Origin of the sequence: Vreelandella halophila (assembly GCF_009856365.1) — a bacterium.
Taxonomy (GTDB): domain Bacteria; phylum Pseudomonadota; class Gammaproteobacteria; order Pseudomonadales; family Oleiphilaceae; genus Halospina; species Halospina utahensis_B.
In genome coordinates this window covers 1-12132 of sequence record NZ_WMEX01000002.1, presented here as the reverse complement: position 1 = coordinate 12132, position 12132 = coordinate 1, and the positions used below count along the sequence as shown (strand labels likewise).

11 protein-coding genes are annotated in these 12132 nt (G+C 63.7%); 6 read left to right on the top strand and 5 right to left on the bottom strand.

Translation table 11 applies throughout. The features are described from left to right. The first annotated feature begins 67 nt into the window (after positions 1-67). Positions 68-667, top strand: coding sequence for a 5'-deoxynucleotidase (gene yfbR, locus GLW01_RS03310; RefSeq protein ID WP_095616038.1), 600 nt, complete (start codon positions 68-70; stop codon positions 665-667). On the opposite strand, the gene GLW01_RS03305 is transcribed toward yfbR, so the two are convergent. Then, entirely contained in the window at positions 646-1545 is a 900-nt protein-coding gene (locus GLW01_RS03305) for a L,D-transpeptidase family protein (protein ID WP_160898134.1), read from the bottom strand. The genes yfbR and GLW01_RS03305 overlap by 22 nt on opposite strands. Before the next feature lie 46 nt (positions 1546-1591). Continuing rightward, positions 1592-2059 carry a MarR family transcriptional regulator gene (locus GLW01_RS03300; protein WP_151440265.1) on the bottom strand — a complete coding sequence of 156 codons (468 nt, stop codon included), beginning with the start codon at positions 2057-2059 and terminating at the stop codon, positions 1592-1594. 224 nt (positions 2060-2283) lie between these two features. Here GLW01_RS03300 and GLW01_RS03295 point away from each other — a divergent pair, with 224 nt between their 5' ends. Both GLW01_RS03295 and GLW01_RS03290 read left to right on the top strand, forming a co-directional pair. Beyond that, positions 2284-4089, top strand: coding sequence for an ExeM/NucH family extracellular endonuclease (locus tag GLW01_RS03295; protein ID WP_160898133.1), 1806 nt, complete (start codon positions 2284-2286; stop codon positions 4087-4089). A 22-nt stretch (positions 4090-4111) separates the two neighbouring features. Next, positions 4112-6121 carry a putative bifunctional diguanylate cyclase/phosphodiesterase gene (locus tag GLW01_RS03290; protein ID WP_160898132.1) on the top strand — a complete coding sequence of 670 codons (2010 nt, stop codon included), beginning with the start codon at positions 4112-4114 and terminating at the stop codon, positions 6119-6121. Here GLW01_RS03290 and GLW01_RS03285 read toward each other — a convergent pair. Further along, entirely contained in the window at positions 6081-6620 is a 540-nt protein-coding gene (locus tag GLW01_RS03285; RefSeq protein ID WP_151440271.1) for a DUF4136 domain-containing protein, read from the bottom strand. The two genes, GLW01_RS03290 and GLW01_RS03285, sit on opposite strands and share 41 nt — an antisense overlap. Positions 6621-6690: 70 nt before the next feature. Continuing rightward, positions 6691-8277 (bottom strand): methyl-accepting chemotaxis protein, encoded by a 1587-nt coding sequence (locus GLW01_RS03280; RefSeq protein WP_160898131.1) that lies wholly within the window; start codon positions 8275-8277, stop codon positions 6691-6693. Positions 8278-8430: 153 nt separating this feature from the next. Between GLW01_RS03280 and GLW01_RS03275 the strand changes: the two genes are divergently transcribed. The 3 genes from GLW01_RS03275 (at position 8431) to GLW01_RS03265 (ending at position 11547) form a co-directional block, all read left to right on the top strand. Further along, positions 8431-9156, top strand: coding sequence for an SIR2 family NAD-dependent protein deacylase (locus GLW01_RS03275; RefSeq protein ID WP_202405546.1), 726 nt, complete (start codon positions 8431-8433; stop codon positions 9154-9156). Between the two features lie 150 nt (positions 9157-9306). After that, positions 9307-10401, top strand: coding sequence for a hypothetical protein (locus GLW01_RS03270; RefSeq protein ID WP_160898130.1), 1095 nt, complete (start codon positions 9307-9309; stop codon positions 10399-10401). Positions 10402-10485: 84 nt separating this feature from the next. Further along, positions 10486-11547, top strand: coding sequence for a hypothetical protein (locus GLW01_RS03265; RefSeq protein WP_160898129.1), 1062 nt, complete (start codon positions 10486-10488; stop codon positions 11545-11547). 37 nt (positions 11548-11584) lie between these two features. On the opposite strand, the gene GLW01_RS03260 is transcribed toward GLW01_RS03265, so the two are convergent. After that, positions 11585-12132, bottom strand: a 548-nt coding sequence (locus GLW01_RS03260) for an energy transducer TonB (RefSeq protein WP_160898128.1), incomplete at its 5' end; no start/stop codon positions are given.

Here is a 12132-nt window from a genome sequence, read left to right as displayed (position 1 = left end):
CCGGTGCCAGCTTCATGGCCGTATAATGGCGCCGTGAACGACCACCGCTTGATGGAGTTACCGGATCATGGCCCGCCGCACCAGTCCCTTCTTCGCCTACCTTGGCCGCCTGCGCTGGATCCGACGCTGGGGGCTGATGCGCAACGCCATTGAGGAGGATGTGGCCACGCATTCCTGGGAGGTCTCGGTCCTGGCCCACGCTCTGGCAACCATCCGCAACACGCACTACGACGGGAACGTCAACGCCGACGCCATTGCCGCGGCCGCTCTCTATCACGATGCCTCGGAGGTGATCACCGGTGACATGCCGACACCGGTGAAGTACTACTCCAGCGTCATGCGCGAGGCCTTTGCGGACGTTGAGCACCGGGCCCAGAAGGAGCTGCTGGACCTGCTGCCGGAGACACTGCGCCCGGCGCTGGCGCCCTACCTGGAAGAAAGCAGCTGGAGTGACAGCACGGCGGAGCTGATCAAGGCGGCGGACCGGCTGGCCGCTCTGCTCAAGTGCGAGGCGGAGCTGCGGGCGGGCAACCGGGAGTTCGAGCAGGCGGCCAGGCAGATCCGCTCGCGGCTGGAAGCCGAGGCGCTGCCTGAAGTGGCGTATTTCCTGGAAGTCTTTGCCCCGGACTACGGCGCCAGCCTGGACTACCTGCTGGAGCGCCAGTAGCGCCATCCCGGCGCCTTGTCCACGACCATGCCGACCCGGACCGCAAGCCCGCTGGCCCGCTCAACGGCGTCCTCCACCCGGCCGCGGTAGATTTCAACCCTGGGCTCATTCCTCCGGATCCCTTCCAGGGCTGTTTCCGCTTGCCGCCACAGCCGGTCGCGGTCCGCCTCACTGAGGGTTTCTTTCTGCCCGTGAACCTGCAGCCATATGGTATTGCCCTGAACGGCCGCCTTCACGGGCTCGTCAACAATCCGCACGTCACTGCCCTTGGGCGTGGCCCAGACCAGTTCTTCGATGTCGTCATTGAACATCCGGATGCAGCCGTGACTCACCCGCTGGCCAACCCCGAAGCGCTTGTTGGTGCCGTGGATCAGGTAGCCGTCCTCCTCCAGCTGGAGGGCAAAGGGCCCGAGGGGGTTGGAGGGGCCTGGCGGGATCTCTGCCGGCAGTTTGCGGCCCTCCTTGGCAGCCTCCTCCCGGATGGACTCGGGTGGGTACCAGGCAGGGGATTCCAGGCGCATGCGCACACTGGTCCGGGTCAGTGGTGAGGGCGTGCTGGAGTTGCCAATGCCCACCGGGTAGGTCACCACTTGGTCGTCCCGGAAATGATAGAGCCGGAACTCGGCAAGATTGATGACAATGTCCTCGTGGGGGCCCGAGGGCAGAATCCGGCGGGAAGGGAGCCTTATGCGGGTGCCGTCCCCGGGCAGCCAGGGGTCCACGTCCGGATTGGCGCGCACCATCTCGAGAAAACCGAAACCACGGTTCTCGCCGATGCCGGCGAAAGTGTCCTCGTAGGCTGTGGTGACCCAGGTGGGTTTGCCGATGATGGTGTCGCCGGGCTGCCACTCATGAACCTGCCCGTTGGCGGGCGGCACGATCGTGAACGCCCACAGGCAGAGTGCGCCAAGGGTCCGGGGGAGACTATTTCGATTCGTCAGTGACAGCAAGATCCTGCTGATCCGTACTCGCGGCTTCGGCGTTGGCCAGGATGCGTTCAAACACATCAAGACATGTTGCCAGCTCGTCGTCACTGATGCCACTCAGCAGCTGCTCACGGAGGCCTTCGGCCCGTTCATCAAGCTTCTGGATGAAGGATTCACCGCGGTCAGTCAGGTGCAGCCGGCGGGCCCGGCGGTCCTGCTCACAGGGGCGACGCTCAATCAGCTTCTGGGATTCCAGGTTGTCGAGCAGCCGTACCAGCGTGGGGTTCTCAATGGACATCAACTCCGCCAGCTCCCGCTGGGTTACCCCTTCGCCGCCACGGTGGAGGGCGACCATGGTGCTCCAGCGTGCCTGTGTGACACCGAGATCCTTGAGACGCTCGTCGAGCAGCTTGCGCCAGCGACGGGCAATGCGGGCGACACTGAAGGGGAACTGACGGTTATTCATGTTATCGGCACTCCGCTTGGGCTGGCTGCCTGCCATCCTACCATCCATTAATTTGCCTGCTCATATTTGTGCACGCGGTATTTTAGCATCCGATCGGCATCATTGTGCCTTGGAGGACTAAAATCCTGAACGGCATCCGTGATCGACCTTCTGTTAGTCTACTGTGGGGAGCTGGGTTCACCCATAGGGGTTGTCCACAGGTTACAGCGGGAGGGAACACGTCGATGTACAGCCTCAGGTGGGTGCCGGTATGGCTGGTGTTACTGGCCATAGCGCTCTGGTTCGCTCTCAGCTATTGGTTCTGGCCATTGCCGGCGGCGGGTGAAACGGGCTGCCACGGAGCGGTTACAGCGGTGGAGCGCATCCAGGGCACGGCAGCGGTCACGCCACTGGACGGTCGCACCGTGCTGACGGAAGGCATTGTCACGGCGGATTTCAGCGCCCGTGAGGAACTGGGGGGGTACTTCATCCAGCAGGAGACGCGGGCGTCCGCTCAGGGGCCGGCGTCCCGTGGCCTGTTCATTTACGCGCCCGGAGCGGATGTGTCACCGGGAGAGCGGCTTCGGGTGCGTGGTGAAGCCGGGGAATACCACGGCATGACCCAGCTTTCCGAGGCCCGCATCGAGGCCCGTTGCGGCGACCCGGGGCTGCCCGAAGCCGCGCCGTTGCCTCTTCCCTTGGGCAGCGAGGGGAAGGAGGCGCGCGAGGGGATGAGGGTCCGCCTGGAGCACGGGGCCACCATTACCGGACTCTATGGGCTGGCGCGTTACGGCGTGATCACCCTGGCGGACGGGCGCCTGTTCCAGCCTACCCAGGTTGCGGAACCCGGTGAGGCGGTACGGCAGGTGGCCGAGCGCAACCAGGAACGCAGCCTGCTGCTGGATGACGGGAGCCGTAGCCAGTTCTCCGCCCTTCCGGAGTGGGTGCTGCGTCACTACGAAGCCGGTCGGCGGCTGCGCGTGGGGGACGCGCTGAAGGATGTGGAGGGGGTTCTCGATTACCGCTATGGCGACTGGCGGCTCCAGCCCACAACGGCACCGACGGTCCGGACGCTGAATCCCCCACCGGAGCCGCTCGAACGGCCGGCGGACGGCATCATCCGGGTGGCGGGCTTCAACCTGCAGAACTATTTCAACGGTGATGGCAGGGGCGGCGGTTTCCCCTCTGCCCGTGGCGCGGAATCCGCGGCGGCCTGGCAGGCCCAGCACCAGCGCCTGGTAACGGCACTGGATGGCCTGGCGGCGGACATCATCGGGCTGGTGGAGCTGGAGAATGATGGTACCGGGGAAGGCAGTGCCATCGCCTCCCTCACGGCCGATCTTGAGGGCAGCTGGGAGTATGCACGCCCGCAGCGCCGGCCGGGTGATGATGCCATCGCCGTGGGCCTCGCCTGGCGCAGCGAACGGGTTGGGCCTGTGGGCGAGCCGGAGGTTCTGCGCTCGCCTCCCTTCAACCAGGGCAGTCGCCCGCCCGTAGCCCAGCGCTTTCGTCATCACGCCTCCGGTGCTGTGTTTCTCGTGGTGGTCAACCACTTCAAAAGCAAGCGCTGCGGTGAAGCCAGTGGCCGCAACGCGGCGCAGGGGGATGGTGAGGGCTGCTGGAGCGCCCACCGGAATGCGGCAACCCGCCGCCTGCTCCAGTGGCTGGAGCAGCTCAGGGAACCGATGGAAGCGCCAAACGTTGTTCTGGTGGGCGATCTCAACGCCTATGCGCGGGAGACCCCCCTGTCGCTGCTGGAGCAGGCCGGATACCGCAATATTCTTCTGGATCGTCATGAAAACCCGGCCAGCAGTTACATCTACCGGGCACAGTCGGGAACACTGGACTATATTCTACTGGCAGGAGAATCAGAGGTTACCGTGGAGGCGGCCGGCATCCAGCCTATCAATGCCGATGAACCGCCGCTGCTCCACTACAGCAGGGAAGAACGCAATGGGTTGCCGGAGTCGCTGACCGTCTCCGCGCAGGAACCCTGGCGAGCCTCGGACCATGACCCCTCCTGGGTGGACCTGAGACCTGGTATCGAGTGAGCAATGACGCTGGAGAGCGTTGATGGCAAAGCGGTCCGGACCCCTTAACCGGAGTAATGACATCCGTTACCACTGGCCCCTGCTTCTGCAGCGGGGGCCGCTGTTGATCGTGGTCCTGTATGTCCTGTTTGGAACCAGCTGGATCCTGTTCAGTGACCTTTGGCTGGCCACCCTGGTAAAGGATCCTGAAACAGCCAGAAACCTGCAGACCTGGAAAGGGGTGCTCTACATTGCCCTGACAGGGGTGCTCCTTTACCTGGCCATGCGGAGTCTGTACGCGGCCATTGCTGGTATAAGCCGTGAGGCGGTGGAGCGCGAGGCGCGGTTCCAGGAGATGGCAGAACATATCCCGGAGGTATTCTGGATCTGGGATCCTGTGCATCAGCGCCTGAGCTATGTGTCTCCGGCGGCCGAATCCATCTGGGGATTGCCCGCGCAACACCTGCTTGAGGATCGACACCTGTGGCTTCGAAGCGTCCATCCCCAGGACAGCGAGCGGGTTACCAGCACGCTGGAACACATCATCCGCAGCTGCCAGAGCATCACACAGCAGTACCGTGTCCAGCATGCGGATGGCACCTGGCTGTGGCTTGAGGACCGTGCCTACCCGATCTGTGACGAACAGGGTGAACTGGTCCGGATGGTCGGGGTAGCTGAGAACATCACGGAGCAGCACCATCAGCAGGAAGCCCTTTACGAAGCCGCTTACTACGACCGTCTCACCGGACTGCCCAACCGTTATCTTTTCCATGAACGGCTGGAGCAGCAGTGTCAGGACGCCACCTGCAACAACCTGACGTTTTCCCTGTTGTTTCTGGATCTGGACCGCTTCAAGTACATCAATGACTCACTGGGTCACAGCGCGGGTGACGAACTGCTGCGCCAGGTGGCCCGGCGGCTCCAGAGCGTCGTCGAGGGGCGGGGTTTTCTGGCCCGGCTGGGTGGGGATGAGTTCGCGGTCCTGCTTTCCCGCCGTCAGGATACCGAACAGCGCGAAACCATCGTGCGCGCGATCATCAATGATCTCTCGCGGCCCTACCGGCTCCAGGGGGAGGACTCCTTCCTGACCCTCAGTGTTGGCGTGGCGCTGTTCCCGCGGGATGGCGGCGATGCGGAGAGCCTTACCCGCAGTGCGGATGTGGCCATGTACAGTGCCAAGCGCCAGGGTCGCAACAACTGGTCCTACTTCGACGAGAGTGACAATCCTGCCACCACCGAACGCCTTCGACTCGAGGCGGACATCCACAGGGCAGTGGAGAACCAGGAGTTTGAGCTGCACTATCAGCCCCAGTTCAATGTCCAGGGTACCCGCATGGACGGTGCCGAGTGCCTTCTGCGCTGGCAGCATCCCGAGCACGGCATGATCTCACCAGGGGAGTTCATTCCCCTTCTCGAGGAGACCGGCCTGATCGTGGATGTGGGGGTGCGGGTGATCGAACAGGCCTGCCGTTGCATCCACGACTGGCGCGGGCGCGGGCTGCCGGATCATTTCGTGCTGGCGGTCAATGTGTCGGCGCGGCAGCTGCAGGATGAACACCTGCTGACGGAAACGCGGCGGCTGATGGAGGCCTGGAATGTACCGGAAGGCATGCTGGAGCTTGAGCTGACGGAGAGTTCGCTGATGGAGGAGCCGGCCTATTCCCGCCGGCTGTTCGCGGGGTTGCGCAGCATCGGCGCGAAGATCGCCATCGATGATTTCGGCGTGCGTTACTCCAGCCTGAACTACCTGCGTGAATTCGCTCCGGATATTCTCAAGATCGATAAGAGTTTTGTGGACCCGATTGCGGATAACGAGCGGGATCGCCACCTTCTGGAGGGCATCATCCAGCTGTCCCATACCCTTGGCATTGGCGTGATCGCTGAGGGTGTGGAGACGGAGGCACAGCGGGCGATCCTGGAGAACGCCAGCTGTGACTGGATCCAGGGGTTCCTGCTGGCCCGCCCCGTGGCCCTGAGTGGCGTCGAGGACCTGATGGAGCGGCTGGGGGCGATCAGGGCTGAGGCGGATACTGTTCGAACATGGCCTCAATAACCTGGTCAATCAGCTTGGTACGCTCTTCCCGATCCTGGTTTTCACTCAGGTAACGCCGGCCCCTTCCTTCCCAGACCACCTGATCAATGGTGGGATCCACCATCTCCACCACCAGCTGGCCTTCGCGTATTTCGCGGGTCTGAACCGGGCTGTGGGCCACGCCAAAGGTGAAGGGGCTGCGCCCGAATCCAAAGCCAAGGCCCAGGCTGGGCCCCCGTGATTCAGTCCTTACCTCGTCCTCAATCCGGTAACGCACGAGCACGTCCGGCTCCACATCCGCCCGGGTGAAGCCTTCTCCGGTCAGTGCCTGTTCCAGGGCCCGTTCGATGCGCGCGGCGTCCAGGCCCTGAATGGCGTTCTCATCACGCTCGGCAAAGCGGTAGCTGCTGTAGCGGTCGAAACCGGCGTTGCTGTCGTAATCCGTAACGGCATAACGGGCGCAGCCTGTGACCATCGCCAGCAGTACCGCCAGTGTGACCACTCTGAATACAGTTGTCATCGGTTGAGCCTCCCATCAGACGATTCCATTATGGGCGCTTCCCGCGCCTGTGGGAACCGATGCCGGGGGCCTACCTGCTCCTGTCCTGACCCGATCGGAAGCGGTCCACCAGTACGTGCAGATCCTCGGCCAGCCCTTCCACGTCGGAGCTGACCTCCGCGGTCTGGTCCGCCTGCCCGGTGGTCTGGTCCGCCAGCTCGGCGATGCGTGTGATCTGTTGATTGATCTGGTCCGCCACCTGGCTCTGCTCTTCAACCGCGGAGGCCATCTGCATGGTCTGGGAAGCGATGGTGTCGATGTAACCCGCCACCTCCTGGACTTTGGTCTCGGTATCCTGAACCGCATCAAGCCCCTGCTGGGCCATGCTGCGGCTGTTCTCCGTGGCTTCCAGGGAGGCCTGGACCTGTTGCTTGAAGTTGTCGATGATCTGGTGGATGCGGTCCGTGGATTCGCGGGTGCGGCTGGCCAGGTTGCGCACTTCATCCGCGACCACGGCAAAGCCGCGTCCGGCCTCGCCCGCACGGGCGGCTTCAATGGCCGCGTTCAGCGCCAGCAGGTTGGTCTGGTCCGCGATGTCGGTGATCAGCTGGGCGGCGGAGCCGATCTCATCCGTGGCCTCGCCCAGCTGGTTCACGGTCTGGGCGACGTTATCGACACTGCCGGTCAGCTCTCCGATAACGCGGGAGTTCTCGCCCGCGATGCGCGTGATCTCGCCGGTGGCGGTGTTGGCCTCATCCGCCTGCTGCGCCGCCTGGCCGACACTCTGGGAGACCTCACTGATGGAGGCGGTCATCTCGTTGATGGCCGAGGCGGTCTGGTCCGTCTCACCACGCTGGTTGCGGATCTGGTCGCGACTGGTCTGCATCAGCTGATGCCCCTGGGCCGCCTTGGCGGACAACTGGCTGGCAAAGTTTTCCATCCGCTCGAGGACGGTGATCAGCCTGGCCTTTTCGCTGATCATCAGCATATCCAGCTCGCGCAGGCCGCTGCCCCGGGGCGAATAGGTGGTGGCTACGAGCGGATCGGCAAAGGCGTCAGGTCGCAGTGCCAGGGTCTGCTTCAGGCGCTCCTGCAGGCGCTGACGATTCCAGGCCGCACCAGCGGCAAGTCCTGCCAGGGTGGCACCGGCAACAGCCCCGGCACCGAGCCCAAGCCCCAGCGGTACCAGTGAAGCGCCTGCCACAAGGGCCAGCGGCAGGTTCTGCATGCAGACCGCCCTGAGCTCCAGTGTGAGTGGTACAGCCCGTTTGCCCGCATTGAGCCGGGCATAGACCCGGCTTGCCCGCTCCACCCACTCGCGTTCCGGTTTGGCACGCACCGATTCGTATCCGACGATCCGGCCATCACGGCGGATGGGGGTCACATAGGCACTGACCCAGTAGAAGTCGCCGTTCTTGCAGCGGTTCTTGACCAGCCCCATCCAGGGCTTGCCCGCCTTGAGGTGGCCCCACATGTGCTCGAAGACCATTGGCGGCATGTCCGGATGCCGGATGAGGTTGTGGGGCTGGCCGAGCAGTTCATCTTCCGGGAAGCCGCTGACCTCAATGAAGGCCTCATTGACGTACTCGATCACGCCCCGGTCATTGGTCGCGGAAATCAGGGGCCGGTCTTCCTGTACCGGTACTTCTCTGTCGGTAACTGGAAGATTCTGCCGCATGCCTGATACCTCTGAGGGAAAATTGATACCGCTCAAGATAGCACGGGAACCGGAATTTGCTCATGCGAATTACCCGTGACAGGGCTTTACCAGGGCGCTGGCTCAGGCATCATTGGTGCTGGTCCAACGGGGTGTAATGCAACAGGAGGTCCCATGTGGCGCAGAGGCACTGACTCATCCTTCCGGCTGAGCGAGCACGTTGTGGTTCTGACCGGCGCGGGCATCAGCGCCGAGAGCGGCCTGTCCACCTTCCGGGACGCGGGCGGGCTCTGGGAACAGGTGGATCTTGAGGATGTGGCCACTCCCGAGGCCTGGGCGCGCAATCCGGAACTGGTGCGGGATTTCTACAACCAGCGTCGCCATCAGGTCCTGGCGGCCCGCCCCAACGCGGCCCACGAGGCGCTGGTGAATCTTGAGAACCGCTGCCGGGTCAGTGTGGTGACCCAGAACGTGGACAACCTCCATGAGCGCGCCGGCTCCTCCCATGTGCTGCATCTCCATGGCAGCATCATGGAGGCCCGCAGTGCCGTGGATCCGGAGGAGGTGCTCGAACTGGGGGAGCAGGACCTGAGCCCGGACCTCACCTGCAGTCGGGGCCACCCCATGCGCCCGAACGTGGTCTGGTTCGGCGAGGCGGTACCGGCCATGGAAACAGCAGCGCAACTGGTCAGTCGCGCCGATCACCTGCTGGTGGTGGGGTCATCACTGAACGTTTACCCGGCCGCCTCGCTGGTCCAGTTCGTGGAGCCCGGGGTGCCGGTCAGCGTGGTGGACCCGGATGCCCGTCTGCATCTGCCCGGCGCCAGGGTGATCCGTAAACCCGCCACCGAGGGTGTACCCGAATGGGTCAGCGGGTTCCGGGCCGCCTTCAGTATCTGACGGAACTTCTCTTCCCCAGTGCCCCTGTGGCTGATGGCCGGAACGTGATCCCTGTCCCATAATGCAAAAGTCTGTTAGCCACGCTGGCCATACCGTTTTAGGGTCTGGAATTAAGGCCCGTTAATAACAACAACAGACAGAGAGAACGGTATGGGGCGATGGCTTGTGGCCAGTGGTGTGGCACTGGCGGTTCTGTTGGCCGTGATTGCGGGGCTGTACGCCGTTACCACGGCCATGCCGGAATCCGCTCCGGAGCCGGTCGCGGTCACGCAACCTCCGGAGCCCAGCCCTTCGTCCGTGCCGGAGCCGGGCGGTTCAGCCGAACCGGAATCCGGTTCGCCCGTCGCCCGGCGTCTGGAAGGCGAGTTTGCCCGCATTGCCGACCAGTACGAGGCGGGTTCCCGATACCCTCCCTATTCCTTCCCCATCGATGAACAGGCCGTTTCGGACTACCGCTACAACGGCTACAGCCCGGTTCGCGTGCCGGTTGCCACCGACGACGGTGAGCGCGCCACCATCAGCCTGAGCCTGGATCGGCTCCATTTCGAACATGGCGAGCCCATTACCGGACAGGTGAGTGTTGGCGGTAACGGCGCCTCCGGGATTTCCCTGGATGAGGTCACTCTGCGGAATGAGGCGGGCGATATTCTCCACCGCGAGTCCCTGGAAGCCGGTTCCGGGGCTCAACGTCTGAGCGTGTCCCCAGGCACCTCGAGCGTGGAAGAGTGGCCCATGGAGCTGATGCTGATGGTCTCCGGCGACTTCCGGGGTGAGCCGGTGGATGCGGTGGCGCCGCTGCGCTACCACGCGCCCGTGGGGGATATTATTGGCGTGGGCGCAAGCCGGGTGGAAGGCGCCCACTTGGTGATCCCGGTTGAAGTGGCCGTTGAAACCAGTGGCGATTACGCCATCGCGGGCAACCTCTATACAGAATCCGGCAAGCCCCTGGTGCACGTGGAGCACGAAACCCGGCTCTCTTCACTGGAGGGCACGGCGGAGCTTCGCATTCACCGCCAGGCTCTGGAAGCGAAAGGCGATGAAGGCCCCTACCAGCTGGGCGATCTGAGTCTGCGCCAGCTGCCGGCGAGGCCGGGGGACCGCACACGTTTCGGCCCCACCGGGGAAGAGCGTCACGACGTTGAGGGCGCTCCGTTTGAGCGTTACAGCCAGGAGGACTACCAGGATCCCATGCGCGAGGCCCGACTCGAGTTCCTGCGCAATGCCGCTGAGGAAATCGAGCCATAGGCTCGCCGGGTACAGGGAAGGCACAACAACAAAAGGGTTATGCAGTACAACAACAAGACGAAAGATCCGGAAAGGAGAAACATCATGAAAGGCCTGAAGATTACGGCACTGGGCATGGCGCTGGCGTTTGCCGGCGGCGCGCAGGCCCAGCTTGCCGGCAAGAACGTGATCCTGATCCATGGGCTCCAGGGTGATGACATTGCGGAGAACCCGACGAGCCAGCAGGAGATTGAGCAGAATGGCGATGCCTACTGGCAGGCGTTCTGGGCATCACGTGCGGAGGCGCGGATTGACTGGGGCAGTCACGAGCGCGTTGAGGGTCGTACGGCTGAACGTGCGTTCAACCAGCTGGTGGAGATTTCCCAGCAGGGGCTGTGCAGTGAGGGCTGCATTGTCGTGACCCATTCCACCGGGGATCTGGTAGGGCGCTATGTGCTGGACAACCAGGCGCGCTGGTTGAGCAATGCGGGTCTTGAGCCGCTCAACGTGATCGCGGCGCTGGACTTTGCCGGCGCCGGGGGTGGCTCCGAACTGGCGGACCTGGCAGTGAATGCGGCCTATGCGGACAGTTTCGGGGATGAGTTGGCCAAGCTGGCCGTGACCGCCTACCTGGGCACCACGCCAACCCCGGAAAACCTTGGTGTCCTGAGGGACCTGCAGCCCGCAGTGGCACGCAATATTGCGACCTCACCCAACAGCGTGCCGCGGCTGCGATTCGTGGGCGGAGGCAGCAATTACGGGGGGCTGACCGGGCCCTTCCTGCCGGGCATCGACGATGGTGTTGTGGCGCTGCATTCCACCTGCGGCGGTACCCAGGTGGGCAGCTACAAAAGCTGCGTGAGCAATGTGGCACTGGACGGCAAGCGCACCAGCGTCAGTGCGCCCTCCGGGCTCTACTACAACCACTATCCGGTACTGATGGGAGAGAAGGTGGATCACAGCCAGGTGATCAACACCGAGTCCGGCAATACGCTGACCTACGCCAACAATGGGTTCAGTGTGTCCGGGGTGTCCGTCAACTTCCAGACCGAGACCTACGAGGAACGCCCCTGGTGGAAGTTCTGGGGCAGCGGTGACACCTACCAGGTGGTCGCCGACTCCGAACAGTCCAGTGTCTCCGGCCTGGTGTACCAGACGCTCAACTGAGTGAGCCCTGCCAGGAGCGGCTTCGGCCGCTCCTGGTTCACCGCATCTGGAAACGGATCGGGAGCTGCAGCCGGAAGGTGTCGCCCTCGATCTTATCGGGAACCCGTGGCAGGGGTTCCGCCCGTTGCAGCATCTCCACCGCGGCTTCATCCAGGATGCCGTACCCGCTTTTGTCCACCAGTTCCGTGCGGTTGAGTGAGCCATCACGGTTGAACCCGATGGTCAGGCTGACGGTGCCCTCCTGACCCAGGCGCCGGGCGCGCCGAGGGTATTCATAGTGCTGTGCCAGGTGGCGCTGGAGTTCCGCCAGGTAGGCGTCCTCCTCGGCCTGGTCGCCACCGCCGATGGTGACATTCTGGGTCTCATTGCTGGCTTCCGGCGTGCTGCCGTTCTTTGAGCTGGATTCCTGCTCCACGGGGTTGTCGGGCGGCTCGACCGGCTCAACACTCTTTTCAGGCTCAGGCTCAGGCTCAGGCTCAGGCTCAGGCTCAGGCTCAGGCTCAGGCTCAGGCTCAGGCTCAGGCTCAGGCTCAGGCTCAGGCTCAGGCTCAGGCTCAGGCTCAGGCTCAGGCTCAGGCTCAGGCT

Bases quoted from the DNA above. Each gene is read 5' to 3' on its own strand.
- yfbR (WP_095616038.1), top strand. From the start codon at position 68: ATGGCCCGCCGCACCAGTCCCTTCTTCGCCTACCTTGGCCGCCTGCGC.
- GLW01_RS03300 (WP_151440265.1), bottom strand. From the start codon at position 2,059: ATGAATAACCGTCAGTTCCCCTTCAGTGTCGCCCGCATTGCCCGTCGC.
- GLW01_RS03295 (WP_160898133.1), top strand. From the start codon at position 2,284: ATGTACAGCCTCAGGTGGGTGCCGGTATGGCTGGTGTTACTGGCCATA.
- GLW01_RS03290 (WP_160898132.1), top strand. From the start codon at position 4,112: ATGGCAAAGCGGTCCGGACCCCTTAACCGGAGTAATGACATCCGTTAC.
- GLW01_RS03285 (WP_151440271.1), bottom strand. From the start codon at position 6,620: ATGACAACTGTATTCAGAGTGGTCACACTGGCGGTACTGCTGGCGATG.
- GLW01_RS03280 (WP_160898131.1), bottom strand. From the start codon at position 8,277: ATGCGGCAGAATCTTCCAGTTACCGACAGAGAAGTACCGGTACAGGAA.
- GLW01_RS03275 (WP_202405546.1), top strand. From the start codon at position 8,431: ATGTGGCGCAGAGGCACTGACTCATCCTTCCGGCTGAGCGAGCACGTT.
- GLW01_RS03270 (WP_160898130.1), top strand. From the start codon at position 9,307: ATGGGGCGATGGCTTGTGGCCAGTGGTGTGGCACTGGCGGTTCTGTTG.
- GLW01_RS03265 (WP_160898129.1), top strand. From the start codon at position 10,486: ATGAAAGGCCTGAAGATTACGGCACTGGGCATGGCGCTGGCGTTTGCC.